Annotated in this window: 30 protein-coding genes and 3 tRNA genes; 2 read left to right on the top strand and 31 right to left on the bottom strand. The window is 26.9% G+C overall.

Annotated elements, in window-relative coordinates:
- Positions 1-33 precede the first annotated feature (33 nt).
- The 5 genes from tyrS to ASO20_RS02230 all read right to left on the bottom strand — a co-directional run bounded on the left by tyrS (position 34) and on the right by ASO20_RS02230 (position 5,117).
- On the bottom strand, positions 34-1,272 hold the full coding sequence (gene tyrS / locus ASO20_RS02250; protein WP_198140223.1) for a tyrosine--tRNA ligase: 1,239 nt from the start codon (positions 1,270-1,272) through the stop codon (positions 34-36).
- A gap of 26 nt (positions 1,273-1,298) precedes the next feature.
- Complete coding sequence (feoB, locus tag ASO20_RS02245) at positions 1,299-3,464, bottom strand: ferrous iron transport protein B (RefSeq protein WP_085056340.1); 2,166 nt, start codon at positions 3,462-3,464, stop codon at positions 1,299-1,301.
- Entirely contained in the window at positions 3,454-3,693 is a 240-nt protein-coding gene (locus tag ASO20_RS02240) for a FeoA family protein (protein ID WP_198140222.1), read from the bottom strand. Before ASO20_RS02240 ends, feoB begins: the two co-directional genes overlap by 11 nt.
- Before the next feature lie 75 nt (positions 3,694-3,768).
- Positions 3,769-4,812 (bottom strand): nicotinate phosphoribosyltransferase, encoded by a 1,044-nt coding sequence (locus ASO20_RS02235; RefSeq protein WP_232297027.1) that lies wholly within the window; start codon positions 4,810-4,812, stop codon positions 3,769-3,771.
- Complete coding sequence (locus ASO20_RS02230; RefSeq protein WP_085056338.1) at positions 4,812-5,117, bottom strand: hypothetical protein; 306 nt, start codon at positions 5,115-5,117, stop codon at positions 4,812-4,814. The genes ASO20_RS02235 and ASO20_RS02230 overlap by 1 nt, the downstream gene beginning before the upstream one ends.
- A gap of 68 nt (positions 5,118-5,185) precedes the next feature.
- Between ASO20_RS02230 and ASO20_RS02225 the strand changes: the two genes are divergently transcribed.
- Entirely contained in the window at positions 5,186-6,040 is an 855-nt protein-coding gene (locus ASO20_RS02225; RefSeq protein ID WP_085056337.1) for a DegV family protein, read from the top strand.
- A 63-nt stretch (positions 6,041-6,103) separates the two neighbouring features.
- On the opposite strand, the gene ASO20_RS02220 is transcribed toward ASO20_RS02225, so the two are convergent.
- The 6 genes from ASO20_RS02220 to ASO20_RS02195 form a co-directional block, all read right to left on the bottom strand.
- A tRNA-Trp gene (locus ASO20_RS02220) sits at positions 6,104-6,179 on the bottom strand.
- A gap of 4 nt (positions 6,180-6,183) precedes the next feature.
- Positions 6,184-6,259 (bottom strand) — tRNA-Glu (locus tag ASO20_RS02215).
- 4 nt (positions 6,260-6,263) lie between these two features.
- A tRNA-Asn gene (locus ASO20_RS02210) sits at positions 6,264-6,338 on the bottom strand.
- Between the two features lie 64 nt (positions 6,339-6,402).
- On the bottom strand, positions 6,403-6,633 hold the full coding sequence (locus ASO20_RS02205; protein ID WP_085056336.1) for a phosphopantetheine-binding protein: 231 nt from the start codon (positions 6,631-6,633) through the stop codon (positions 6,403-6,405).
- Between the two features lie 149 nt (positions 6,634-6,782).
- Positions 6,783-7,223, bottom strand: coding sequence for a hypothetical protein (locus ASO20_RS02200; RefSeq protein ID WP_085056335.1), 441 nt, complete (start codon positions 7,221-7,223; stop codon positions 6,783-6,785).
- Between the two features lie 13 nt (positions 7,224-7,236).
- Positions 7,237-7,887, bottom strand: coding sequence for a TIR domain-containing protein (locus tag ASO20_RS02195; protein ID WP_085056334.1), 651 nt, complete (start codon positions 7,885-7,887; stop codon positions 7,237-7,239).
- A gap of 268 nt (positions 7,888-8,155) precedes the next feature.
- On the opposite strand from ASO20_RS02195, the gene ASO20_RS03050 reads away from it, so the two are divergent.
- Positions 8,156-8,305 (top strand): hypothetical protein, encoded by a 150-nt coding sequence (locus ASO20_RS03050; RefSeq protein ID WP_157061711.1) that lies wholly within the window; start codon positions 8,156-8,158, stop codon positions 8,303-8,305.
- Here the strand turns inward: ASO20_RS03050 and ASO20_RS02190 are convergent.
- The 20 genes from ASO20_RS02190 to tsaB form a co-directional block, all read right to left on the bottom strand.
- Entirely contained in the window at positions 8,302-8,778 is a 477-nt protein-coding gene (locus tag ASO20_RS02190) for a hypothetical protein (RefSeq protein WP_085056333.1), read from the bottom strand. The genes ASO20_RS03050 and ASO20_RS02190 overlap by 4 nt on opposite strands.
- Entirely contained in the window at positions 8,744-9,952 is a 1,209-nt protein-coding gene (locus ASO20_RS02185) for a hypothetical protein (RefSeq protein ID WP_085056332.1), read from the bottom strand. The genes ASO20_RS02190 and ASO20_RS02185 overlap by 35 nt, the downstream gene beginning before the upstream one ends.
- A complete protein-coding gene (locus ASO20_RS02180; protein ID WP_085056331.1) occupies positions 9,952-10,263 on the bottom strand; it encodes an MG284/MPN403 family protein in 312 nt (103 codons plus the stop codon). Before ASO20_RS02180 ends, ASO20_RS02185 begins: the two co-directional genes overlap by 1 nt.
- Before the next feature lie 134 nt (positions 10,264-10,397).
- On the bottom strand, positions 10,398-10,946 hold the full coding sequence (locus tag ASO20_RS02175) for a hypothetical protein (protein WP_085056330.1): 549 nt from the start codon (positions 10,944-10,946) through the stop codon (positions 10,398-10,400).
- A 67-nt stretch (positions 10,947-11,013) separates the two neighbouring features.
- Entirely contained in the window at positions 11,014-12,438 is a 1,425-nt protein-coding gene (proS, locus tag ASO20_RS02170; RefSeq protein ID WP_198140221.1) for a proline--tRNA ligase, read from the bottom strand.
- Positions 12,428-13,087, bottom strand: coding sequence for a phosphate signaling complex PhoU family protein (locus ASO20_RS02165; protein ID WP_085056328.1), 660 nt, complete (start codon positions 13,085-13,087; stop codon positions 12,428-12,430). Before ASO20_RS02165 ends, proS begins: the two co-directional genes overlap by 11 nt.
- 1 nt (position 13,088) lies before the next feature.
- The gene (gene pstB, locus ASO20_RS02160) at positions 13,089-14,012 is read right to left on the bottom strand and encodes a phosphate ABC transporter ATP-binding protein PstB (protein WP_198140220.1); all 924 of its coding nucleotides are present in this window, start codon (positions 14,010-14,012) and stop codon (positions 13,089-13,091) included.
- Complete coding sequence (locus ASO20_RS02155; RefSeq protein WP_085056327.1) at positions 13,990-14,913, bottom strand: PstA family ABC transporter permease; 924 nt, start codon at positions 14,911-14,913, stop codon at positions 13,990-13,992. The genes pstB and ASO20_RS02155 overlap by 23 nt, the downstream gene beginning before the upstream one ends.
- Positions 14,903-15,796 carry a phosphate ABC transporter permease subunit PstC gene (gene pstC, locus ASO20_RS02150; protein WP_085056326.1) on the bottom strand — a complete coding sequence of 298 codons (894 nt, stop codon included), beginning with the start codon at positions 15,794-15,796 and terminating at the stop codon, positions 14,903-14,905. The genes ASO20_RS02155 and pstC overlap by 11 nt, the downstream gene beginning before the upstream one ends.
- Positions 15,797-15,802: 6 nt before the next feature.
- Positions 15,803-16,987 carry a substrate-binding domain-containing protein gene (locus tag ASO20_RS02145; RefSeq protein ID WP_085056325.1) on the bottom strand — a complete coding sequence of 395 codons (1,185 nt, stop codon included), beginning with the start codon at positions 16,985-16,987 and terminating at the stop codon, positions 15,803-15,805.
- A 51-nt stretch (positions 16,988-17,038) separates the two neighbouring features.
- The gene (locus tag ASO20_RS02140; protein ID WP_085056324.1) at positions 17,039-18,292 is read right to left on the bottom strand and encodes a sensor histidine kinase; all 1,254 of its coding nucleotides are present in this window, start codon (positions 18,290-18,292) and stop codon (positions 17,039-17,041) included.
- Positions 18,285-18,428, bottom strand: a complete 144-nt coding sequence (locus ASO20_RS02135; RefSeq protein WP_198140219.1) for a hypothetical protein — start codon at positions 18,426-18,428, stop codon at positions 18,285-18,287. Before ASO20_RS02135 ends, ASO20_RS02140 begins: the two co-directional genes overlap by 8 nt.
- A gap of 59 nt (positions 18,429-18,487) precedes the next feature.
- Entirely contained in the window at positions 18,488-18,937 is a 450-nt protein-coding gene (locus ASO20_RS02130) for a response regulator (protein ID WP_085056322.1), read from the bottom strand.
- A gap of 37 nt (positions 18,938-18,974) precedes the next feature.
- Entirely contained in the window at positions 18,975-20,597 is a 1,623-nt protein-coding gene (locus ASO20_RS02125) for a hypothetical protein (RefSeq protein WP_085056321.1), read from the bottom strand.
- A gap of 19 nt (positions 20,598-20,616) precedes the next feature.
- Positions 20,617-22,596 (bottom strand): ATP-dependent helicase, encoded by a 1,980-nt coding sequence (locus tag ASO20_RS02120; protein WP_085056320.1) that lies wholly within the window; start codon positions 22,594-22,596, stop codon positions 20,617-20,619.
- Entirely contained in the window at positions 22,583-23,179 is a 597-nt protein-coding gene (locus tag ASO20_RS02115; protein ID WP_085056319.1) for a hypothetical protein, read from the bottom strand. The genes ASO20_RS02120 and ASO20_RS02115 overlap by 14 nt, the downstream gene beginning before the upstream one ends.
- A 57-nt stretch (positions 23,180-23,236) precedes the next feature.
- The gene (gene asnS / locus ASO20_RS02110; RefSeq protein WP_085056318.1) at positions 23,237-24,571 is read right to left on the bottom strand and encodes an asparagine--tRNA ligase; all 1,335 of its coding nucleotides are present in this window, start codon (positions 24,569-24,571) and stop codon (positions 23,237-23,239) included.
- 2 nt (positions 24,572-24,573) lie between these two features.
- On the bottom strand, positions 24,574-24,807 hold the full coding sequence (locus ASO20_RS02105; RefSeq protein WP_157061709.1) for a hypothetical protein: 234 nt from the start codon (positions 24,805-24,807) through the stop codon (positions 24,574-24,576).
- 156 nt (positions 24,808-24,963) lie between these two features.
- Positions 24,964-25,887: a tRNA (adenosine(37)-N6)-threonylcarbamoyltransferase complex transferase subunit TsaD gene (gene tsaD, locus ASO20_RS02100; RefSeq protein WP_085056316.1), complete on the bottom strand. Its 924-nt coding sequence runs from the start codon at positions 25,885-25,887 to the stop codon at positions 24,964-24,966.
- Positions 25,887-26,417, bottom strand: a complete 531-nt coding sequence (gene tsaB / locus ASO20_RS02095) for a tRNA (adenosine(37)-N6)-threonylcarbamoyltransferase complex dimerization subunit type 1 TsaB (RefSeq protein WP_198140218.1) — start codon at positions 26,415-26,417, stop codon at positions 25,887-25,889. Before tsaB ends, tsaD begins: the two co-directional genes overlap by 1 nt.
- Position 26,418 lies beyond the last annotated feature (1 nt).

The raw sequence follows: 26,418 nt of genomic DNA, 5'->3' as shown, positions 1-26,418 counted from the left end.
ATTGTATCCCTCTTGCTTTTAGAAAAAATATTTCTATATCATTTTTTTATAAATAAAAAAACTTCTTTTGCCCTTTTTAATCAATAAATATCTGTTTTTAAAAACAACTTCAAAATTCTCATTAGTTACTTTTTGACCATTAAAACTTAATGAACCATTGCTAATTAACTCTCTTGCTTCTCTTTTGCTTTTGCAAATATCAATTAATAAAATATCCATTAGATTATCGGTATTGATTTCTTTGCCACGAAGATTTTTATATAAAACTTGTCAACTATCAGCTGATAAATTACTAAAATCATTTTCAAATAAATTATGACTTACATCTAATACTTCTTCTAGTCCATTTTTTCCATGCAGATCTGTAATGATTGTGTAGGCTAATTCTTTTTGGCCTTTACGTAGTTCTGGTTTCAAGAAATGATCTTTTAAAATTTCCTTAATTTCATTATTAGATTTAAGAGTTAAACTATAAAATAATTTTTCTAACATGTCATCTTCTTGATTTAGAAAGAATTGGTATAGTTCATAAGAATTAGTCATGTTTTGATCTAATCAAATGGTCCCTGTTTCGGTTTTACCAAACTTAGTACCATCTGTTTTAGTTAATAAATTAAATGTTAATCCACACGCTAAGTTATCCTTTGAGATAATTTTTCTAATTAACTCTACTCCAAAAGTAATATTTCCTCATTGGTCGCTTCCGCCAATTTGAACAGCACAATTATTATTTTGATATAGTTGATAAAAATCCCAACCTTGTAACATCATGTAACTAAATTCTGTATAAGAAATTCCATCATCAATTCGTTTTTTAATTTGGTCTTTTGCAATCATGTTACTTACATTAGCATACTTGCCAGCTTCTCGTAAAAAGTCAATAAATGTTAAGTTTTCGTAAAACTTTTTATTATTAATAATTTCAACATTTGAACAAACTAAATTCTCAACTTGTTTTCTAATCTTAGCTTCGTTTTTTAAAACGTCTTCTGAAGAAAGTAATTTACGTTCCACTTTCTTACCACTCGGGTCACCAATCATACCAGTTGCTCCACCAAGAACAATAATTGGTTTTAAACCCGCCTTAGCAAATCACTTTAAAGCAACAATTTGAACATAATTTCCTAAATGTAGTGATTCTGCGGTTGGGTCAAAACCACAATAAATACCTTTATGTTCTTTAATTGATTCTTCTAATTTTTCAACATTCGTAATATCTTTAATAATATTGCGATCTTGAAGGTATTTAATTGTGATTTTATCTTTATGCATACTCATTAATTTTAATTAAAAAATACTTACTTTCAAATAGCATTAGTTGTCTGAAAAATTAATAAAGCGACAATGTATGGTGTTATTAAATTAATTCCCGTACTTGCTAAAGTCATCTTTCAACCAAACTCATGCCTAATTGCGGCCAAGGTTGTGACACATGGGATAGTTAGTAACATAAATACCATATATGAAAAAGCACCTGTTTGATTAAATCCAGTTAATGAACGAACTTTATTAGTAATGGTATTATCATTAGCTCATGCATTTTGGAAATTAGAACCTCAATTGTTTGGCAATAAACCTATAAACATTTGTTGAAAAGATAATCATAAACTATTTAATAAATTACCAATGTTATCATATGTTGTTACATTTGGTACATGAATAAAAATAGCAAGTGATGTAATTGCTAATTCTTTAGCAATAATCGCTGGGAAAATTGCAGCAACCAACTCTCAATGATCGCCAAATCCAAGTGGTTTAAAAATAACAGCAATTTCTTTTGAAATCATTGAAATATAAGAATTATTAGCATCTCCATTATTTGGGAAATATGTTAACACTCACATTAAAATTGAAAACACCAAAATAAATGTAGAAGCTTTTTTAATAAATCCTCTTGAATTAACTCACGCTGATTTCATTACCACACGAAAACTTGGTCATTGATATGGATGCAATTCGATAATTTCATCTTCAAGTGAATTATCTTCTTTAATAAAGAAATTTAGAATTGTTCCGATTAATAAAGCTATTGCTATCCCAATTACATACATTGAAAGCATAATTATTGGGACTAATGATGTTCCAAAAAATGCAGCTGAAAATAATCCAAAAATAGCAATTCTTGCATTACATGCCATCATTGGCGCAACTAAGGCAGTAATTTTTCTACGCTTTTCTGATTGAATGCTTCTTGTTACATAAATACTTGTAACATTACATCCAAATCCTAAAATTAATGGAATTAATGATTTTCCACTCAATCCACATTTTCTAAAGATATGAGACAATAAAAAGGATATTCGATTTAAATAACCACATTCTTTTAAAATGTTCATTCAAATAAACAAAGTAAAAACTACAGGAAAGAAAGTTAAAATTGTTCCAACACCCGCCACAACACCATCTATTATCAAGTGTTTTAATCAATCTGGCATAATGATGTTATTAATTTGACCAGCTAAATATGAATTAAATAATTCATCAATTCAGTTTTTTCACGGAACTGATAAATTAAAAACTAATATGAAAGACACTGCAAAAATAATTAAAATTAATGGGATCCCGGCATATTTGTTTAATAAAACTTTATCTACTTTTTTTGTAAATTTTAAACGATCATTAGTTATTGATTCTTTATCTAAAATGAACATTAAATTGTTAATAAATTTTTTTCTTTTTTCTTCCAAATAATCTTTGGTATTTTCCCCTACTTCGTATTCAAAATCTAAAATAGCTTTATTGATATCGTGAGTTTTAACTCCTTCAATTTTTAAATGACTAAAGTAATGATGGTCTTGTTCCATTAATCTAATTGCACCGAAATCATTGATGCAATGTGAATCAGGAGTTGACATAATAATGCTAAATTTTTCTTTAGCAAGTGTTGAAGAAATGCTATTTTTTAAGTCCTCTAAATTTTGAGAATATAAAAAACTTTTCTTTACTCTTACTTCGATAGCTTTTTGTGCTTCATCTAATATTAAATCTAACGATTCTTTAATGTTGATTTTTTTAGCACAAGAAGTTGAAATAACTTTATAACCCAACATTTGTGATAGTTTCTTTTCATTAATAGATTTTTCACTATTTTTAACTTTATCAATGAAGTTTAACACAACAAGACATGGTAAATTTAATTCTCTTAATAAGAGAGTTAAATATAAACCTCTTCTAATATTTGTTACATCAATTACATTTACATATAGGTCATATTTTTGAGATAAGATGTTAGAAACTGTAATTTTTTCATCAATTGAACTATCATGAAAATCAAATATTCCAGGTAAGTCAGTTAAAATAAATTCTTTTTCATTATGTTTGTATTCAACTTCTAGTTTTTCAACAGTCACACCGCTTCAATTACCAACTTGCAAATTAGCATTCTTAGCGTATGCGTTTATTAAACTAGATTTCCCAACATTAGGGTTTCCAACAAAAGCTACTTTAAAACTTCTATTTTGCATCACTATCCTCAACAATTTCTATTTTTGTAGCAAGTCTTTTTGACAAACCAATAACATTCCCGCTAACTTCATATGCTAAATGTTTCTTAAAAGGAGCTGCATACAAAAATGTTACTTTCTCTCCTTCAAAAAAACCAATTGATCTAACACGAATTACATCTAATTCATTTCCGTGAATTTTTTTAATATAACAAGATTTATTTTTTTCCAGATCTAATAATGTTTTCACAATTATTTTTGCCTAACTATGTTATAAAACTATAACTTTTAAATAATTATATATGCAATATATATAAATTAAAAATTATTGAATTTTTTTCAATTTACTATAATCGCCTTTTTTACGGCCAACTTTAGCTACTATCTCATCATTTAGTTCAACTGCATCACCAGTAAAACGAATATTAATATTTAATATATATTCACCAACTCCAAAATAATCAATTGGGGCATTTTGTTCTAAAAATGATGTTATTTTTTCTGGATTCATCCCTGATGAAACAATTATCTTAGTATGATGACATCCACAAATGTCTAACATTGAACGAACACCTCGGATTAAATGAATATTAACGCCATAAGTTTCTTCCTCTGGTCATTGACCAGGAACTCTTTTAAAGTATTCATCTTGATTTGAGATTGAGGTATCAATTCTTACAGCAAATAGACGATCTTTGAAATAATGAGCAACTTTTTCTGCTTCTTTAACACAATCATTATTGAAGTCTATTAAGGCAACGATTTTCTTTTCATTTAATGTTTTTTCGTAAGCACTCAAAGCTTCAATAATATCACCACCAAATGCTTGAATTAATGAATGAGGAATGCTTCCGATAACATTCTTTTTATTTCCTCAAAAGGAAACATGAGCATTAGTAACTTGTAGATCAATCCCACCAACATGTGCAGCATATCCGTCAATACCTTGCGTTATATAATGATCTGCTCTATCACCCATAAAGATTACTTCTTTATTTTTAGCAGCTTGCTTAACACGATAAGCATTTGTTGCGATGCTTGTGCTACGAGCAAGAATACCATCAATAATACCTTCAAGCGGGCACACATCATACGATTTTCCTTTTATTGCTAAGACGATATCATTAGCATTAATATGATCACCATCTTTTAGTGCTCAAATTTTTACTTTCTTTTCTGTCAAATGATTAATTAATTCAATACTTTCATTAATTCCGCAAAGAATAGCATTATTGTGTCGTTGAAATCATTGGATGGTAATGATATCGTCAGGTGAAGATGCTTTTAAAATTTCTTTTTCTTTATTAAAGTAAATTGCTTGAAAAAAACCACTTTTTAATTTCTTTAAAAATTTTTTGTTAGATATCATTACTTTTTACCTAAAAAAGAATAATCATCTTCAAATCACTCTGATGTATCAGTTTTACTTAAACGAACTTTGTCGTTTAATGTTTTATACTCTTGTTTGAATGATTCTTTGTATGCTTCTTTTTTTTCATGAATTTTTCTTTTATTTCAGTAATCATCCAAAGATGTGAAAGGAGATTTTCCATTCGTATTTCGTACAATTTTTTCGACAGTAAATGAAGAATTGACTTCTTTATTTTCTGTTACCTTACCTTTAATTGGTGAGATAATTTCTGTATAAATATTCTCTGTATAGTCTTTTTTCATATCATTTTAATTATAATTAAATAAGCATTTTAGTAATAGAAAGATTACCATCTAAAATTTAAGGGGATATGATGAAAAAGATTGGAATATTAGTCGATTCAGGAATTAATTTAAGCAAAAGTGAAGTTGAAAAATTAGGATGAGAATTTATTCCATTAACTCTACTAGATGGCGATAATAACGTTTATAAAGATGATGGAATAGATTTAGATCCGGCTAAAGCATATCAAGTACTATCGCAAGGATTATTAAAAACAAGTCAAGCTAATCAAGAATCAATTAAAGAAAAATATGATGAATTATTAAAAAAATATGAAAAAATTTATGTAATTCCAATTACCGAAAAATTTAGTGGTTCATATGCTTCTTCTCTGTTAGTTGCAAAAAAATATCCAGGTAAAGTTTTTGTATTACATAGCAATATTATTGCTCTATTAATGCTTCATGTTCTTGAAGAATTACAAGATGATATTTATGCAGATAAGGATTTTGACTATATCCAAAATAGACTATATGAATTAGAAAAGAAATACGCTGCCATATTAGTACCATCTGATATGAGTTATTTAAAAAGAAGTGGTCGCATCAATTTAGCTAAACTAATTGTTGCAACAACACTAAAAATTAATCCTATTATTAAATTTGACTACGAAGGATTTGATTCAATCGGGAAAAACCGTGGTTTAATTTCTGGAGTTATCCAAGGAATTGAAAAAGTCGTAAGTGACAAAGGTTGAAAAGATTATGAAATAGTCGCTATTCATACTATTCCAAATGAGGATGAAGTTAAGAACTTTGTTCAAATGCTTGAAGCTAAATTTAATAAAAAGATTGAATCTAAAAAAGTTGCAATCATTATTAGTGCTCACTTAGGTCTAAACATGTATGGGGCTCTTTTAAAGAAAAAAATTAATTATTTTTAATTAGTAATGAAAAAAAGCACCACATGGGTGCTTTTTTTATGCAATTTTTTTATGTTTAAATATTGGCAGGGGTAGCAGGACTCGAACCCACAACACGCGGATTTGAAGTCCGCCGTTCTACCAATTGAACTATACCCCTATATTGGTGACCTGTACGGGATTCGAACCCGTGTATGCATGCGTGAAAGGCATGTGTGTTGACCGCTTCACCAACAGGCCTAAATGGCGCCTTGTGTAGGGATCGAACCTACGGCCAATCGGTTAACAGCCGATTGCTCTACCGCTGAGCTAACAAGGCAAATATTTAGAGGTGTCAATAGACACTTAATCATTATACTAAAAGTATAGGTAATATTGCAATATTATTTATTTGCCTCTATTAAAACTAAAAATTCACCAATTGTTTTTATTTTTAATAACTTATCTTCTGGAATTGTAACATCACATTCATTTTCAACATTAATAGAAAATTCTAAAATATCTAATGAATCAATATTTAAATCCTTAATAACTGTATTTTCATTAACTTTAATTTTAACGTTTTTCTTTTCTAACTCTTTTTGGATAATGTCTAAGATGTCTTTTTTGTTCATACATAATTATTATATGTAAATTAAGCACCAGCAATTTTTTTAATAAATAAATTTTTTGTAAAGAAAATAAAAAAATGTTTAAAAAATCTGAATTATTAAAATTTTTATAAAAAAGAATTTCGTTAAATAATCTAATTTAATTACCAAAACTAAATAAATATTTGAATTATAGGCAATATAATAGATATAGTCGCAATTAATATCATTGCTATTAGAGAACTTCAGAATACGAATGTTTTTTTGTTTACTTCTTCCTCTTTGGAAAACTTTTTTCAATCATAGTTTTCTTCATTAATTTTCCCATTATTTACTTTTGATTGCAAAATAATGAAGCATCTTTCCATTTTTAAATATTTATAGGAATTATAAAAAAATACAATTGAAACTGTATTCACCACTAAGAAAGAGAAAATTGAAATAAGAATTGTTTGACAAGTATTTTTAAACATTCCACTTTCAAATGCAAATGTATAAATAGGAATGGTGAAGGACACTAACGAAAATAAAAGAATATAAAATTTCATACTAAAATTAGATTGTCTTTCAATAATAATACTCAATCTTTGAAGATGATTTTCCTTATTGTACATTTCTTACCTTCTTTTAATATCGAATTTTGAATTCTTTTGCTCTACCCTTTTTTTTCTTAGTTTCACTAATGTAATAAACTGGATTTTTACAAAAAGAAGAATATTTAATTATTGATATGTATGAATCTTCAATAAAATTACAACAACATGAGCATACAGATTTTTTAAATTTATCATGAACATTTAAAATGTTTTCTTTTATTATAGGGGGGATGGTATCTGCGAAAATTTGGATTCTTGGTTCTGATGTTTTCGTACAAGAAACAACTTGATGATATTCATCATATATTTCATCAGGCATTATAACGAGAATGCCATTAACTGGATTATTTTGAGCATCCACTAGTGATTCTCTAATTTCTTTATAAATTCATCCTTGGTTAAATTGCGGATCTAATTCATTAGCATCATCTTTTTTCTCCATTGCTTTTCCGCCTTTTCCTTGTTCAAAATCATCAGAGTACAAAACAACTGTTACAGATGCTCCGGCAATTCTTAATTTTAACGCATTTCAGATTGCTGGATTATTTTGATGATCTCTGTCTGTCTTTTCGGAATAATCTACTATAACATCTTTTTTTACTAACATTTCGCTAATTTCGTCTTTTCAATCCTTTGATTGATTATATGAAAATGATATAAAAACATTACTTTTGCTATTCATAAATTACCCTTAATTTTTAAATAATTTTATATTTTATTATAAAAAAACACAAACGAAAACGCATTTATATTTTTGTATATTAAAATTCTTATATTTCTTATTCAAAAATATAAATTATATAAAAGTAATATTAAATAAGTGTAATTTATGCACATGCGTTGATTAATAAATAAACTTCTATACTTCTTTATTTAAAGAGTTTATTATTAAATTTAATTTTATTAGCATAGAAATGAATCTTTTGTATAATAAATAAACAAGGAGATATATGGTCGCAGATAGCGTTCTCATTATTCTAGCTGTTATAGTTGTTGTTCTGTTAGGTTCTGGTTTATTTTATAAATCATCAAAAAAAGAAAACAAAAACAGAAAAAACATCATGAACAAACTAGATAAAAAAAATAGAAATTCAATTTAAATTTTTTTTCAATAAAAAGATTCGTTGAATTGGTAATTATAATTTGTTGTGTCAAAATTTACAAGGCATATTGCTTGTAAATCGTTATTAGTGCTAGTCGGATAGTAAAAACTCAATTTTACGTCTTTAAATTCATCATCAATTTTATATGATGTAACGATGGCATTAGTTTCAATAAGATAAAAATTTGTCACAAAGTACTCAAATAATTCTTTATTTAAAATGATATTATTATTTTCATTTTCAATGCACCTAGATAATGTGTTGTTGTCTATGCAGTTTTCATATGCTGTTTTTAGAATTTTTATACTTAGTTTATTATTGTCTTTATTTGTGTATGTGCTTGAAAAATTTCGATATAATCCATAAAAACTAATTCCTAGTATTATTGCAAATACCAATAATAAATAGATTTTCTTATTAACTTTTAAGGAAAATTTAATGGTTTCAATAATCGTTTTCAAATTGATCAAATGTTATTCCCTCTTTAAATTTATTGTCATCATTAGCACTAAAAAATAACGTATTTAAATATTTCAACTTACTTATGTCAATATCATCTTGACATAATCGTCATATACCACTTTCACCTGCTAATGGTTTGTATCCATTAAAAGTAAGATGAATACAAACTCCAAATGATAGTAATCCTGTAAAAGCAATTGGAATAACTATTTCACCAGGATTATTCCACACATAAGGATCAAAATTTAAGCCATCATGAGTTGAATGAAAATCACAACTGTATCCTAATACAACTTTATCTGATATTGGATCATAATAGTTTTCTTCATTAAAAAAAATTGTTTTGCTATTATCCCCATTCTCTATTATGCCCATGTCGATTTTTTGAAAACTAAAACCCTTAGTAAAATTTAAAATACCTTGTGAAACACTAGTTGTAAAAAAATTATCATGATCTGGGTCTTTTTCTGTTATTTTAAAAACTGAATTACCTAAAAATTCATCATTATCCTGAAGTGATTTTGTTCTAGTAATTACATAATCCTTGTCACCAGTGTATGTGTACGAATTATCATTAGCATTTAATGTTATATCTAAAGGTAGTCCTGTTGAAATAGAATTATTAGTAATATCGTCATTATTGATATATTGATCAGTAATTTTTAAAAAATCACCAATATTAAACGTTCCACTATAGATTCTTGGATCACTTCGATAAACAACATGAGTTGGTAAAAAAATGAAATAATAATGTAGATCTAAATTAATATTAATTACTCCCTTATCATCAATCGCTTGTTGCATTGGAATATTAACAATCATGTCTTTTTTATCAAGACCGGTTGACGAAAATTGTTCATCTAAACTTTGAACAGCTGAACCATTTATTGAATAGGTTAATTCCAATGGATTTGGAGCATTGTTGGGAAAAATTTTATGACTCTCAACATGAGCAATTAATTCGAACATATTTTGTGGTTGAAATAATTTAATTTCAACACTGTCAAACTTATAGTATTGATTACTATGGTCATATGGCGGGTCATTCTTTAAATTTGCAAATTGTCTAGATGTATTAACGTATTCATTTTTTCTTTGGTTGTTATTAACATCTATATTGTTTTTTTGTAAATCACTAACGGAAGTGGTAAATATTAATAAGATTATGACAAATATTTTCATTATATCTCCTTAATTAGATTTAAAAAATTATCATAAGCTTCTTTCGATAAGCGATAGTATGTGGAACGTGAATAATATTCACATCATCAATTTTGAAAATCTTTTTCTAGAAAATTATTATTTAATATTCGTTGTTCTTCCTTTTTTAATTTTTTAATTACAAAATTAATCACCTCAACATATTTTTCAGGTGTTAAACTTTTTGAATTAACATTAATGTTCACTTGTTTTCCTGACAGAATAAATATTTGTGCTAATTCATAGTTATAGAATGCCTGTTTAACTTGGCATAATGTATCCTTATATTTCATCTTAAACCTCTTTTTGAGGCTCATTCATTTTTTATTTAATTAGTATGCCCTACCAAAGTAAACTCAAGCTTTAGCGGGTTTATAAAAAAATTTCATATTACATTTGATAATGTGTTTTTTCTAAATAGAAAATACTATTCTTGATTTTCTTTCATTATTTTGGATATAATTTTCCTTTCTTCAGAATTAAATTTAATCGAATATTGACTATTTTTTTGTCCCCGAATATGGAAGCCTGAACCTATATCTATACCAAACATGTCAGCAAATGTTTTTTGAGGCGAATTATGTAAAAAAAGTTCTTGTCCATTTGAACTATTTATTAATTTCTGTGCATAATTAAAAATTTCTTTTTTTTGATTTGGTTTTGTTTTATCTATTCATTTTTCAATATGATCTAAGAGGTCTTTTTCAGTAAATCGCGCACTTTGTTCTGTTTTTTTCTCGTCTGAATTGTTGTCTTTTGATGACAAGCTTTCACTACAATTAATTATAATTTTATTTTCATTTGAATTATTATTTGTATTTAAATTTTTATTAGAAATTGTGTTATTAATTTCTAAATTCAATTTAGTAATAAATTCTCGTTGTTTTCTTTTGCCCACAATTCCATACTCTTTTAAAATACCATTTATCGATCCTTTACCAATTCTATATGCAAGTTCTAATACATCTTTAATCATTTTCCCCTACTCATTAACTTAATTTTCATTAATTTTAACAAATTAATTATTTTAAAAAAGTGGTAAATTAATATGCTCTACCAAAGTAAACTCAAGCTTTAGCGGGTTTATTAGTTTCAAAGCAAACTTCATCATTAATGTGATGGTCTGTTGAAATGCAACGAGCAGTAATACCATGTTCATCTTTGATCTTTTTTTCATGATGTTCATCTAGACAAAATGGCACTAATGCTACACCCTTATGATTAATAATTCAATCAATAAATTCGGTTTTGCTGTTAATTTTTTTAATTTTCTTTTCTAAATTAGTTTTACTTCGTAAAAATAATTCTTGTTTAGTTGTTTTTAAAATCTCAGCAATTTTTTCATCTATTTGAGTAAAATTAATAGTTTCTTTGTGACCATTAATGCGAGTAACAATTACTACTTCATCATTAACAATATTTTTTGGTCCAATCTCGATACGAATCGGAATTCCTTGTACTTCATAATCATTAATCTTAAAACCAATCGATTTATCTGAATCATCTAACAGGACACGATACTTTTTGTTTAATGAAACATACAATTTTTTTGCTTCTATCGATACAGCTTGTTCTTTGTTTGCTAATATTGTGCAAATAACAACTTGATATGGGGCAATGTCTGGTGGCATAATCGCACCTTGGTCATCACCATGTGACAATATTAATCCTCCGATTATTCTTGTTGAAATACCAAATGATGTCTGAAACGGTAATTCTTTTTTATTATTTTTTTGGTAAGCGATGTCAAACATCTTGGTAAAATTTTGTCCTAGATTATGAGAAGTAGCAGATTGTAAACACTGACCATCCTTCATAATTAACTCGATAGTATTTGTTTCATCAGCACCTGCGAATTTCTCACGTTCAGTCTTTTTGCCACTCAAACAATAAATGTCTAAGGTGTTGTTAACAAAATCTTTATATGTGTTTAAAGCATTATCTACCATCGTTTGAGCTTCTAGTGATGTTTCGTGAATAGTGTGCCCTTCTTGTCATAAAAATTCTGAGTTACGCAGAAATGGGCGAGTATTTTTTTCTCAACGAACAACATTACATCATTGATTTAATTGAATTGGTAAATCACGATAAGATACTAAATTATTTTTAAAATAATGACAAAATAAAACTTCACTAGTTGGTCTAATAACTAATGGAGCAATTTTTTTCTCACCAACTTGTGTGACAATTGCCACTTCTGGCAAGAACCCATCTAAGTGATCTTTTTCAATTTGTAATTCACTTAACGGAATTAAAGATGGTAAATAAACATTATCAATGTTTAGTTTACGAAATTGATTATTAAAGTGATTCTGAATGTTTTCTCAAATTTTGCAAGAATAAGGAGTTAAAGCAATTGTTCCTTTTACAAGACCGTAGTTAACAAATTTTCCTTGATTTAAAACGTTAGTGTATCAACTAGATGAATCTTCGATTATAGAGTGTTTAATTAATTGATTATTTTTCATTGTCGATTTGATGAGTTCCTTCATAAATATAGTTAATTTCTTCACAAATATTTACTAAGTGATCATCTGTTCTTTCTAAATTTTTTAAACAAACAATGTAACTTGTTAACAAAGCTACTTCTGATTCTGATGTCGATTTAACTGTTTGGTGATTCAATTCACTAGCGATTTTATGGTATTCTTGATTAATTATCATGTGTTGAGCAGAAATTTTTTTCAAAGTATCTAGGTCGTACTTTGTTAATGTTTTTGATAAATCTTCAAATTGATGAACAATTTTTTTATAAAATGGGGCAACATATTTGTGGATACCAGAAGGTGGACAATTGTTACTTAAAATATTTTTTGCAACATTCTTAAATCCATCCGATACACGTTCTAATTCTTTGATAATTAAAATATAAGCAATTATTCTTCTTAAATCTAACGCTAGTGGGCGTTTTTTGGCAATAAATCAAATATAATCCTCTGTTAAATTATAGTGTTCACGATCGATGATTAAATCATGTTCAACTAATTGCTTTAATTTTGCTGAATCGTAACTTGTGGTTTCTATTTTTTTTAATATCTGATTTGAATAATCTAAAATTGTTAAATAATAATTATTTAAGGTTTTTTTAACTTCTGTTAATTCTAATTGATTGATCATTTTAAACACCTCGCAAGTATTTTTTAGTTAGTTCATGTTCTGGCTTTGAGAAAATGTGTTTTGTTGTATTGTATTCAATAATTTCACCCTTCACAAAGAAAGCGGTGTTATCTGAAACGTTAGATGCTTGACGCATTGAGTGAGTAACAATAATAATTGTGTATCGTTCTTTTAATTGCACAATTAATTCTTCAATTTTTTGTGAAGCAATTGGGTCAAGAGCTGAAGTTGGTTCATCTAATAAAATAACTTCAGGTTCAAGAGCGATAGCGCGAGCAATACACAATCTCTGTTGCTGCCCTCCCGATAATTCAAGTGCTGAATGATGTAAATTATCTTTCACTTCATCTCATAATGCTGCCTGCTTTAAAGATTTTTCAACAATTTGATCTAGTTGCTCTTTCTTTTTAATTCCATGAATACGGGGAGCATAAGCAATATTATCATATATTGAAAAAGAAAATGGTGATGGTTTTTGAAATACCATTCCAATTGTCGATCTTAATAATGATGCATTTGGGAAAGTTTTGTAAATGTCTTGACCCTCAAATAAAATAGTTCCTTCAATATTAATGCTTGGGAAAAAATCATTCATGCGATTTAGAGAACGTAAAAAAGTACTTTTTCCACAACCTGATGGTCCGATTAATGCTGTAATTTTATTTTTTTCGATATCAATCGAAATATTTTTTAAAGCGTGTTTCTTACCATAATAAACATTCAAATTCTCAACCGAAAATACAAATTTACTCTTTTTAACGTTATCAAATTGCATAATTTTTTTATGAGAAATTTCTTTTTCTAAATCATTAATATCCAGTTCTTGTGTATTAGAAATGATTAAATCTTTATCAACTTGAGTTGTCGATTTAGTTTTTTTTCTTAATTTTAGTTTTTCAGTTTTATCTTTTAAAAATTTTTTCATACACACCTTTAAGCTTTCTCTTCTCTTGAATATTTGTTTTATCAATAAAGAAGAAGAAGATTCTTGTTGTAACTATTATTATAAAAATTAAAAATATTAAGACAAAGGCCATTGAATAAATAAAGTCTGTACTACCAGGACTTGGATTTTGAAACAATAAGAAAATACATACAACAAGTGATCGACCTTGGTCTAAGAAATTAGCAGGAGCAAAAACGGAAGCACCAACAGTTAAATATACTGGAGCACTTTCTCCAAGGACTCTACTAATTGATAGAATAATCCCTCCTGACATCGATTTCATTGACTCAGGTAAAAGAACTTTATAAATAGTTTGTCATTTTGTTGAACCAAGCGCATAAGAACTCTCAATTGTAATGCGTGATACTTTTGTCATTGCTTGAATCATCGAAATTGATAAAATTGGAAAAATTACTAAGAACAACGTTAATGAACCTGATAAAATGGAAAATCCTGTATAACCTAAGTGAAAAGTGACAACAAATATTGTATTCCCAACAATTCCAAAAATAATTGATGGAATAGAATTTAAAACATTTAATGTTGAAAAAATAATATCTTTAGTACGAGGATTCTTTAAATATTCAACATAATAAATTGCAAAGAATAAACATAATGGAATCGACATCACCATTGTTAGAAATAAAATCATCAGTGATGATAACAGGAATGGTCCCATCCCTCCACTCATTGGTGATTTTGAATTATATGGCTTCCCCAACATGTCTAAATGAAAATGTTGTAATCCGTTAATGATAATGTAAAACAGAATTAAGAAAGTAAAACCAATAGTAACAAAAGTTCCTGAAAATAAGATCACTAATCAAGATCAATAATATATCGAACGATTTTTCGCATTTCTAGTGTATTTATTTAGCATTTTTTTCCCTACTTCTAATAATTCATAAAGCAAAAAAGTTAATTATTGTTACAAGCAATAATAAAACAATCGCAATTGCATACAAAATGTCTTGCTCATGTTTAGTGGCTTCTAGGAAGTTATTGGCAATAACAGATGATAATGTTAAATTTGGAGCAAACAAAAATGAGTTAAAAAAATCTGTGAAAAATGAATGAGCATCGATATTAGATGTTCCTCCAATTAACATTGTTACAGCAATTGTTTCACCAATCGCTCTTGATAAACCAATCATCGTTCCAGCCATAATTCCGCTACGAATATTTGGAATTAAAACTTTCATAATTGTTTCAATGCGATTAGCTCCTAAAGCATATGAGGCATTGCGATAGTGTTCTGGTAAAGTTTGTAAAGAAATATTAATAAAGTGTGTGATGTTTGGCACAATCATAAATGCCAATATTAGAGCAGCTAAAAAAACTGAATAATTTAATAAACCGTTTTCTACAAAAAACATAACCCCAAAGAAACCATAAATTACTGAAGGAATTCCTGCTAATATTTCAACAATTGATATTAAAATAATTCGCACTTTTTGAGTTGTAAATTCATTAATAACGATCGATGTACAAAGCGAAATTGGTAATGAAATTAAAATAGCAAATAAAGTTACAAATAATGACCCAACAAGGACAGGCAAAACTCCATAATTATTAACAAAATCTCATTTTGTTACTGAAAAAATATCTGCTAATCCGTTTACACCGCGAACAATTAAAAAAACTAATATTGAAAGAAATATTGCACCAAAAAATATAGCAATTATTAAAGTACTGTATTTAGCAATTTGATCAATAATTTGCTTTTTATCTTCGTATTTTTTTAAAATTGATGTAGTTTTCATATTTTATTATCACGTTCACTTCGCAATGATATCGAATGTATTTTCTCATCATGGTTTATTATATTGTAATTTAGCAGCTTTATCTTTATCAGAAATACTTAAAATTTCGTCTCAATATGTAGTTATTTTTTCAATCGGCGTATTTCCTTTTATGCTACTAATATCTGGCGGAATGTATCCGAAAGATCCTTTGCCTCCGTCGTATTGTTTAATTTCGTAATCAAGTAATCATATAATAAATGTTCTAATATCAGGCATTCGATTATTCGTAACATCAATAATAACGTTCATTGGATGTCAAAATAGATAATTATTTTTATCTGGAGTAGCTGGATTAGCGTTCGAAATCGATTGATTGTAGACATTACTTTCGAAACCAGCGTCTAACGGATTATATTGAGTAGATGATGTTTTTACTGAAACGAATGTTGATTTTTTAACAGAAGATTCGTATCCGAGTGAAATAAAACCGATTGCTCCTGGATTATTATCAACATCAGTTACAACTCCACCTGTTGAATTTACTTCCAGACTATGATTGGCTTTATTACCATGTGAGGATGCTATATATAAATTTTGCGATGTTCCACTCTTAGCACCTGAATATTGATCTAGAGCTTGAAAAAAAGCATCCCTTGTTCCAGAACCAGACTCTCTCATAACAAGTCATGTTTCATTGTTCTGTGATGAACAACTTAAATGAGTTCCTGGATCATTTTGTGCTAATTGTGATCATGTAGTAATCTTTCCAGAATAAATATCAAGAAGTTCTTGAGGAGTTAATGTTAAATTATTTCCTTGTGTAACAGAACATCCCGTTTCTTCTAGGTTAACAATCATTACAACAACATCATATGCTAACGTAATTGTTGAAAGATTTTTTCAATCAGAATAATCACTACCAACTTCAGCTTCCTTAGGGTAACGTGAAGAGTCACCAAAATCTACTATCTTGTTTTTTTGTTTGATGTATTCAATACCAACCGTGCTTCCGCCCGGAGAAACTGTAATTTTTTGTCCAGTTTGAGCGTTATATTCCTCTGCACCGTCTTCTAATAAAGGCAAAACAGTTGTACTACCTGCCGCTACTAGAACATTACTTCCTTTAACAAGGAAACCAACAAGAGTAAATGATAGCAAGGCGATAACTGCAAGAACAACTAATATCTTCTTATAGTAACGTTTTAGCATCTATCTTCTCCTCACAACAGGATTATTAATCAATAAATTTAATAATAAAAATTAAATTTCGTTAATATTATACATTGTTTTGTAATTTTTTGTAATTTTATTCATGTTAGGAATTGAAATTTTGACAAGAGTTCCAACATCTTTTTTCGAATTAATTGTAAGAAATCCAGCTTCTCCGTTTTTATTTTTATGAGCTTCTATAATATTGTTAATTAGGTCAAATCCAATATTATTGTGACCTTGTTTGACATCATTTAATGAAATTTGATCAATTCCTTTTCCTAAATCAATAATAGAAAAATGTAAATATTTACTATCAGTTGTTATATCTAGATTAACTTTATTTACTGCAGCATGATGAAATGAATTTAGAACAGCATTTTTTATAGCATGTTCAATTTTATTTTTATCAAAAAATCAATTATTAATATTCAATTTATTTGTAATAATTAATTCATATTTTTCATTATTTATTGATTGAAAAAGTTGTTTTTCAAAAATTTTTAGATCAACGTTTTCAATATTTAATTCAATTTTCCCCGAGTTATTTAAATACTCATCTATTTTCTTAATATGAAATGAAATATTATCTTTAATTGTACTATCGACATTATTACTATCAATTTCTATTAAAATATTTTGTAAATTATTCTTTATTTCATGGCGAGTAATCTTCTTATCGTAATGGTATTGAGAAATATCTCTCATAATTATTATTAAATAATCATTTGATTTAATGTCATAGTAATCAATTAAATAATGACTCTCATTAATGCTAATATTTTTTAATCTTCATTTAGATAACTTTAGAATTCTATTTTTAATCAATAAATTATCACTTGGTCAGATCCTAGCAAGAATATCTTCATTTGTATAAATGTTATTTTTATTATCAATAATGAAAATTGGATCGTTAGAAGATTTTAAGATGTCATGAATACTAATATTTTTAAATGCTTCATTGTTTAAGTTAATTCTGTTTCCTTCTTCCAAAAGTTGGTGTTTTATATCATCCCTAATTTTCGAAACATAACTTGAGCTTGTTATATTTATATATGCAGCTAATCCTCAAAATAATGCAAATCCGAAACAATAAACCCCATTAAATATTGCTAGAGGCATTATTGTGTAATAAAAATCAGCTCTACTAAATAACCATCCTCCGTGGACATAGTAAGCCACTGATCAAATGGTTAGCATTTGAATTCAAATTAAAAAAACAAATGAAATTAAAAAGGATATTTCGATTTTTCTTTTATTGGTGAAAAAATTTATTAATGCTATTGTTATTCTTAATTTACTCATAATTTAGTAAAATTCCTTTATTTCTGATTAAAATTATCGAATTAGAACCAATTTTTTCGCGTAATCTAAAAATGTAAACACCTAAATGTTGTTCTAATGTGTCACTAATTTCATTAGAAAAGTATTTTTTCGGCAATGTTTTCCCTTGAGCAACAATTAAATGTGATAGAATACTGTATTCAATTTCACTTAGATTTAAAATTTTTTATTTTTGTAAATAATTTTTTTATTTGAATCTAATTCATATTTCCCGTAAGATATTATGTTTTTGTTTTTAACATACGTAAGTCATTTTTCGATAACAAGGGTTAATTCATTTTTAAGACATGGTTTTTTAACAAATGCAAAGGAGTTTTTAATTTTCAGCAATTGACTTTCATCAAAATCTTCAATATTGTTTCCAGAAATTACAATAACACTTGTAGAAAATTTTTTTCTATTAATATAATCTATTATTTCAAATCCATCACAAACATTTGTGCCTAAGTGAAGATCTAATAAAATTAAGTCAAAAGAATTTTTTTCTAATAAAGTATATGTTTGTTCAATAGAAAAAGAAGATTCTACTGAAAAGTTCATACGAAAAAGTTCTAAACTTCAATAATCATTGATTTGTTTATTATCATCTATTACTAATATTTTCATACCTTAAATAATATAAAAATAAAGAAATATTTCAAAATTAAGGTAAAAGTCGCATTTTAATATTAAATTGATCGTAGTAATATTTACTTTTAATCGTTTCTAATTCATTAACAATTAATTTAATATCTTTTTCCTCACAATATTGAACTAATCCTTGTAAGGCAACAATTAAAGTTGTTCTTTTTCCAATACTTATGTTAATATCTGATGATAAAATCAAGTACTTTGGTTCAATTTGATTTAAGATTGAGTACATATTGTCATAAAATTTGAAATGTCATAAACCATATTCAATATCATGTTTTTTCAAGATTTGAAAAACTCACTTTAATATCATAATGTCTTCGTATGTATAATCTGAAATTAAAAATATAAATCTTTCTTCCTTAATTATTTTTTCATAATTAATAATGCTTTGCAAATTTGTTTTTAGGGTGTCAAATGAAATTTTTACCATAATTTTACAATTAGCTTTTTTAGTTTCCTTAGCAATTAAATCGACAAAATCAGCAAATTTATTTTCAACTAAAAATCATTGAATTATGAATTGGTCGGTTTTTTTACTTTTGGAAATATTTTTGTCTAACTGTGCTAGTTTTGCAAATGTTTTTGTTTCTTTTTTAATTTCACTAAAAGTAACAGATAACTCATTTCTCTTTAGTTCTTCAATAATACGATTTTCGATTTTATTAGAAATAGTTAATATGGAATCTTGTGGGTGATAAGTATAAATGAATAAATTATAAGCAATAGCTTGATATCAACTAACTTTAGCATATTCCATATTACGTTGTAAATCATCATTTTTTGTTATTTGATTACCAAAATAAACTCCAAAAGTCATAGTTAGCGATACCATAATACTTTTCGCGTTCAAACGTGAATTCAATTTGTCGTTAAATTTTTGACAAAAATTTTCCAAGTCACTTCGTTTGCTAATGTCATACTTGAAAATAAATAAATTCATATCATCAGTTATAGCAAAATAAGTTTTATCGTAATTAATTTCTTTTAAACATTCTTTTATCGATTCAAATAAATCCTCTTTATCACTATTTGATAAAGTGTTAATTGAAGAATTTTTGTTAATAAAACTAGCATAAGCAAAAGCGTACTTCTTGCCTACTAAATTTTTTGAAGAGTATTCTTGGTTCAAAATTTGATTAGACTTAATAATGAAATCTATATGGCTCACATAACTTGATAATTCATATTTTTCTAGAATTTTCTTAGGAACATGGCGATGTGCACTAAAGTCATTTACCTGTTCTAAAACTCCGTAAACTGTTTTTGTTTTATTATCTGATGACAAAATTTTTAAAAAATATGAATATGACTTTTTATCTGAATATAATTCGATTCTATTAATACCTCGATAATTAAAAATATTTCCGAAATTAGAAAATAAAAAATCAATATCTAATCGATTTTTTGAACTGATATATGATGAGAAATTAACATAGCTGATTTCTCTTGCTTCATTAAAAATGCTTTCATTTTTTGTAAATAATATCGTTTTTGAATCAAATGAATAACTAAAGGGAATAATGTCTTCAGCCTTAAAGTTAATATTTCTATTTAAAACTTGAATCTTTTTATATAAAAAATAAATTATTGATAATGCAAATATTAAAAAGAAAAAGAAAAATAAATATCACATAATAATTTAATTATAAATATTAAATTTGAATTTTTCCGACTTTATAAAATGTGCTTGGTTTAAAATAATTTCCCGTAAAATCCATGCTGTGATTTGATAAATATAAATATTTCTTAGCTCGAGTGATTGCAACATAAGCTAGTCGATATTCCTCTTCCTTATTTCCTTCAGCTATTGAACGTCCATTAGGAAAAATCCTTTCGCATAAAAATGGTATAAAGACGATGTCGAATTCCAAACCTTTGGCTGCATGGATCGTAGAAAGAATAACCTTATTTTCTTCATTACCTTCAGATATATCTGTGCCGATAAATTGATTCAAAAAATTAATTGAAGATTCAATTGGATCATTCCCATTAAATTCATTAGTAAATAATTGAATTACTTCATTTAAATTTTCCACTCTTTGCTTATTTGATTCGTGGTGATGTGGTTCATACTCTCCAAAAAATTCAAATAAATTCAATTCCGTAATATATGAAGTTACTAAATTTTTAATATCATCATTCTTTGAAAAATTATTAATTTGATTTCGATATTTAATAAGAATTTCTTGTAAATTTTTTAGTGGTTCTTTAAAATCTGTTTTTGCAAAAAATCAATTATAGAATGACATTTCTTGTTCAACTGATTCATCTAAATATTTTTGAAGACTTTTCTTACCTACTTTTCGAGCAGGAAAATTTATAACATTTAATAACTCTTGATCAGATTCCTTAATTATCAATGTTAAATATGATAGAAATGTCTTCACTTCTTTAGATTCAAAAAATTTTGATTTTCCATAAATTACATACGGTATATTATTTTTTTTGAATTCTATTTCAACAAACGATCACATTTTTTTACTTCTAAAAACGACCATTATGTTTTTAAAATTAAAATTTTTTTGAACTTCAAAATTTTTAATAGTTTGAATCAACCAATATAATTCATCTTTAAAGTGATAGAACTGCTTTGAAACAATATTTCTGGGATTCGCTTCAATTTTTGAATTTAGATGTTTGAAAATATTATTAATTCTTTTAGTATTGTGATTAATGATGTTATTTGCAACATCTAAAATGTTTTGAGGACTACGGTAGTTCTCATTTAAAGTGATTATTTTAGCATTCGGAAAATCATTATCAAAAATATTTAATAAAATATTAATATCTGCTCTTCTTCATTCGTAAATACATTGATCAGGGTCTCCGACAATAAAAATATTCTTATGTCCAATCGCTAAATATTTAATGATTTGATACTGTGTTCCGTCAATATCCTGAAATTCATCAACAAGAATATGATCAAATTTAGATTGTCATTTCCTTCTAATATCAGGATTATTTTTTAAAATGTTAAAGTTGTAAATAATTAAATCTTCATAGTCTAATGAATTTAAATCTATTTGTCTTCTAAAAAAAAGATTTATTGCATACTTTAAATAAAAAATCTCTTCTTCTTTGTATTCATCATTATCATTAGGAATAACGACATCTTCATGTGTTAATTCATCTAATCTTTTTAAGCAATCTATTTTAATTCTTTCGATATGGTGCATTAAGATTTGACTATCGATTTTTCTAGTGACTTCTTTTCATTTGTTATAAGCTTCTTCATTTTTTTCGTAATTCGATAAGAAAATGTCTTTTATTTCTGTGTACAATCTTTTTGCTGAATTTTCGTCCAAGACATCAAAATTACGATTTACTAATTTTGCAGCAACATATTCCTCGCGAATAAATTGTAATGCAAAAGAATGAAAAGTATTTATTCAAAAATCAGTAAAAATATTTTCATTTTTCAAATATTCTAATCTTTTAATCATTTCATATCTTGCTTTTTTGTTAAAAGCGAAGCAAGCAATTCGTTCTGGAGAAACATTATGGTTTTCAACTAAGTTTTTAAAATGACCAACCAATACTGTTGTTTTACCAGTACCAGCCCCAGCAACTACTTTAACAGGTCCTTTAAATGTCTCAATAGCTTGTAATTGTTCTCTATTATACTGTTTCATTATTGCTTCTTAATATTTTGTCAATTTCATTCACTGATTCATCGTTAATTGAAGGTTTAATAATAGATGTATATTCTTCTGTAATGTCAAATTTTCCTAATTCTATTTTTTCTTCTTCAAAAGAATTTATACAGTAGATTTTGAATAATTTTTCATGAATAGCTACATGGTTTTTATCGATTAACGCTGTTATTGCAAAAAGCGTTATTAGTAATAAACTACCATTAATTAACGTCTCTATAATGGTTGAAACAAATGAACTATTCAATGGCGCTAATAGTAAATTTATAACTATTAGTAAAAGAGGTAAAGTAATTGGGAAAAAAATGAACTTAAAATATTCAAGATATTTTAATTTTTCACTTGAACCTTTAATCTCTAATTTAAAAACTAATTGAAAAATAGTTTTCTTTTTTAAAAAAAACGGAACTATCAAAAATAAAATTATGTAGATAGTAACTAATTCAATCACGTCTAGAAAATAGTAAAACTTCCCATTATGAAATGGAATTAATTTGTTAACAAGTGTTAGTCCGAAAAACAATACCGCCAATAAAGATAAATCTAAAATTCAACAAAGCATTCTTCTTAAAAGTATCATAATTAAAATTATATATGATTAGGACTTTTTTACAAATTTCTAGAAATATAGGTAGTTAAATGATCTTGGAAAAGGAATGCAATCGCGAATATTTTGTGTTCCTGTTATGTACATAATTAATCTCTCAAAACCTAAACCAAAACCAGCACTAGAATCGTATCCATACTTACGTAAATTTAAATATCATTCTAGAGGTTGTTTTGAAATGTTTAAACGTTCAATAGTTTTATTTAAAATATCATAATCATCCTCACGAACGCTTCCTCCAATTAATTCACCAATACCTTCAACTAGGAAGTCAAAAGCTTGAACTGTCTTTCCATCATTATCTTGTTTCATGTAAAAGGCTTTAATTTCTTTCGGATAATGTGTGACAAAAATAGGTTTTTGAAATTCTTTTTCACACAGGAATTTTTCGTGTTCTGTTTGTAGATCCATCCCTCAATGAATGTTTTTGTTTTCAAATATTTCTTTATTTTTTTCCAAAATTTTAATAGCTTCTGTATAACTAATAATTTTGCATTCAAAATTATTTAGTTTTTTTAGACGAGTAATTAAGTCTAAGTTATTCACTTGTGATAAATATTCTAGTTCTGTTAAACATTCACGCAATGTTTCTGAAGTTAAATATTCAACTAGTTCCTTGGCATGATTAATAATTTTTTCTAAGTCACAAAAAGCCAATTCTGGTTCTAACATTCAAAACTCCGCTAAATGTTTTGTTGTATTCGATTTTTCAGCTCGAAAAGCTGGACCAAAAACATAAATATTTTTAAAAGATTGAGCGAATGCTTCTCCCATTAATTGTCCACTAACAGATAGCATTGCTTGCTTTGAAAAAAAATTTTTTTCTGTTGGTGAATCTAAAACAAAAGATTCACCAGCTCCTTCACAATCATTACTTGTTATTAAAGGAGACGTTAAATAATGAAAATTATTTTGCGCATAAAATTGGTGAATTTTTTGAAATAAAAAACTTCTAATTTTGAAAACAGCAAAAAAATAGTCAGACTTTGGTCTTAAATGAGCGATTGATCTTAAAAATTCCATTGAATGTTCTTTTTTTTGCAATGGAAAGTCTAAATCAGATGATTTTAAAATTTTAACTTCACTTGCTAAAATTTCACATGCTTGCTTTTGCCCCTCTGTAATTTTTAGTTCCCCTGTTATTTTGATAGCTGTTGAAATAGTTAATTTACAAATATCATTAAAATTTTCTAAATCATTTTTACAAACAATTTGTAGTTTTGAAAAAGTGCTACCATCTTGTAAAACAATGAAGGCTATGTTCTTTCCAACTCTAATACTTTTAACCCAACCCGTAACTTCCAATTGTTGTGATTTTTTTAGTGTTAAAATTTTTTTAATATCCATAATTATTCCTCAATTATTTCTGCATCTTGGATGTTTTCACTATCGTTTTTCGATCCATTAAATCTATGATCATTTCCGTGTTCATTTGATGATTTTTTATCTCCAAATTTATTTTCAAAAATAGATTTAAAAATTCATATAGCCACCACTAGCGAAAGAATCGGCATAATAAAGAAAAATGTTGCGGCTCACTTAGGTTCAATACCTAAAACTAATCACAATATTCCAATTATCATTGGAGTTGGAAAAACCAAAAATATTAGATAAAAAAATCTAATTTTTTTATTTTTGGGGAATTAATATATTCATAAAATTTTTTTAATTGTTCTAAGTTTTCTGTTGGATTCATATTACAAATTATTATAAATGATAATGCATTTATTTATAAAAATTTATCGATTAATATGTTTGAATGCATTAGCTATCATAGCGGCATTATCGGTTGTAAATTCTTTATGTGGAATCAATACTTTAATACTTAATTTTTCTCCGAGTTTGATAGATTCCATTCTAAGTTTATTGTTATTAGAAACACCGCCCGAAATTGAAAAACTTCTAGCCTGGTAATTTTTAATTGCTTTTTCTGCTTTTGTCATCAAATCAGAAATAATAAAATTTTGAATAGTGTAAGAAACTTGTTCCTTAACTAGAGGTTTACTATTTCAATAATTAATAAAATAAGATTTTATTCCGCTATATGAGAAATTATATTCGTGTCTGTTTCGAAGATTTGGACATGGTAACTCCGGACCATATCATGAGTTTGCTAATTTATCAATTTCTGGTCCAGCTGGATAGTCTAATCCCATAACCTTCCCTACCTTATCTAAACATTCTCCAGCTGCATCATCTAAACTTTTTCCTAGAAGTTCATAATTTTTTTTATCTTTTAGGAGATAAAGATTTGTATGCCCTCCACTTACAACTAAAGCAATAGCTGGATACAAATAATTATCATCAATATTAACTGAATTTATGTGTCCGTAAATGTGATTAATTGGATAGGTTTTGACATTCAATAGGTAACTCAATGTTTCTGCCAAAACTTTACCGACGCTTAATGCACCAGGCAAACCTGGTTCTGAAGTGTACGTAATTACATCAATTGAATTTAATTCAACATTGTATTTTGTCATTTCTTCAAACAAAAAATGAAAATTTTCATAATGCAACCTAGCAGCCAATTCAGGAATAACTCCTTTATATTCACGGTGATTTTTAATTTGTGATAAAACTAAGTTGCAAACTAAGGTATCGTTATCAATAATTGCTAAACTAGTTTCGTCACAAGAAGTTTCTATAGCCAGTATTTTCATTAGATCACCCCTTTAAAATAAAATGGTTGAAAATCTTCTAATTTTTTTACTTCTAAAAAACAATTTAATAAATATGACAAATCAATTTTTTCTAGGTCAAACGATTCATAATCACTAATTGATTCTTGGTCTCTTTTAGTCTGAACATTACTCAACTTTAAGTTATCTACATTTGCAAAATATACTTCGTATCTATTTGCTCTTATTTTCACTTCGTTTCTACCAAAACTATTTAATAAAAAACTATTTGTAGAAAATAATTGAATAGAAGGATTTCAAATTTTTCAAGTTTTAGCGATTGTTAAAGCTACACGTATTCCGGTAAAGCTTCCAGGACCGCTCACTACTAATAATTGACCAATATCTTCTTTATTTAAATTATTATGTTTAATCATTTTAATAATTTCTTCTAGTGCATTCTCAGTGTGATTTTTTGCATTATCTTTTTTTAAAGAAAATAATAAATTACTATCTTTTATTAAAGCGATAATTAAGTAATTTGACGTGCAGTCGATTAATAATTTATACATA

It is taken from the genome of Mycoplasma sp. (ex Biomphalaria glabrata), from assembly GCF_001484045.1.
Taxonomy (GTDB): domain Bacteria; phylum Bacillota_I; class Bacilli_A; order Mycoplasmatales.
The sequence above is the reverse complement of the archived record's forward strand: the minus strand, read 5'-3'. Positions and strand labels throughout refer to the sequence as shown.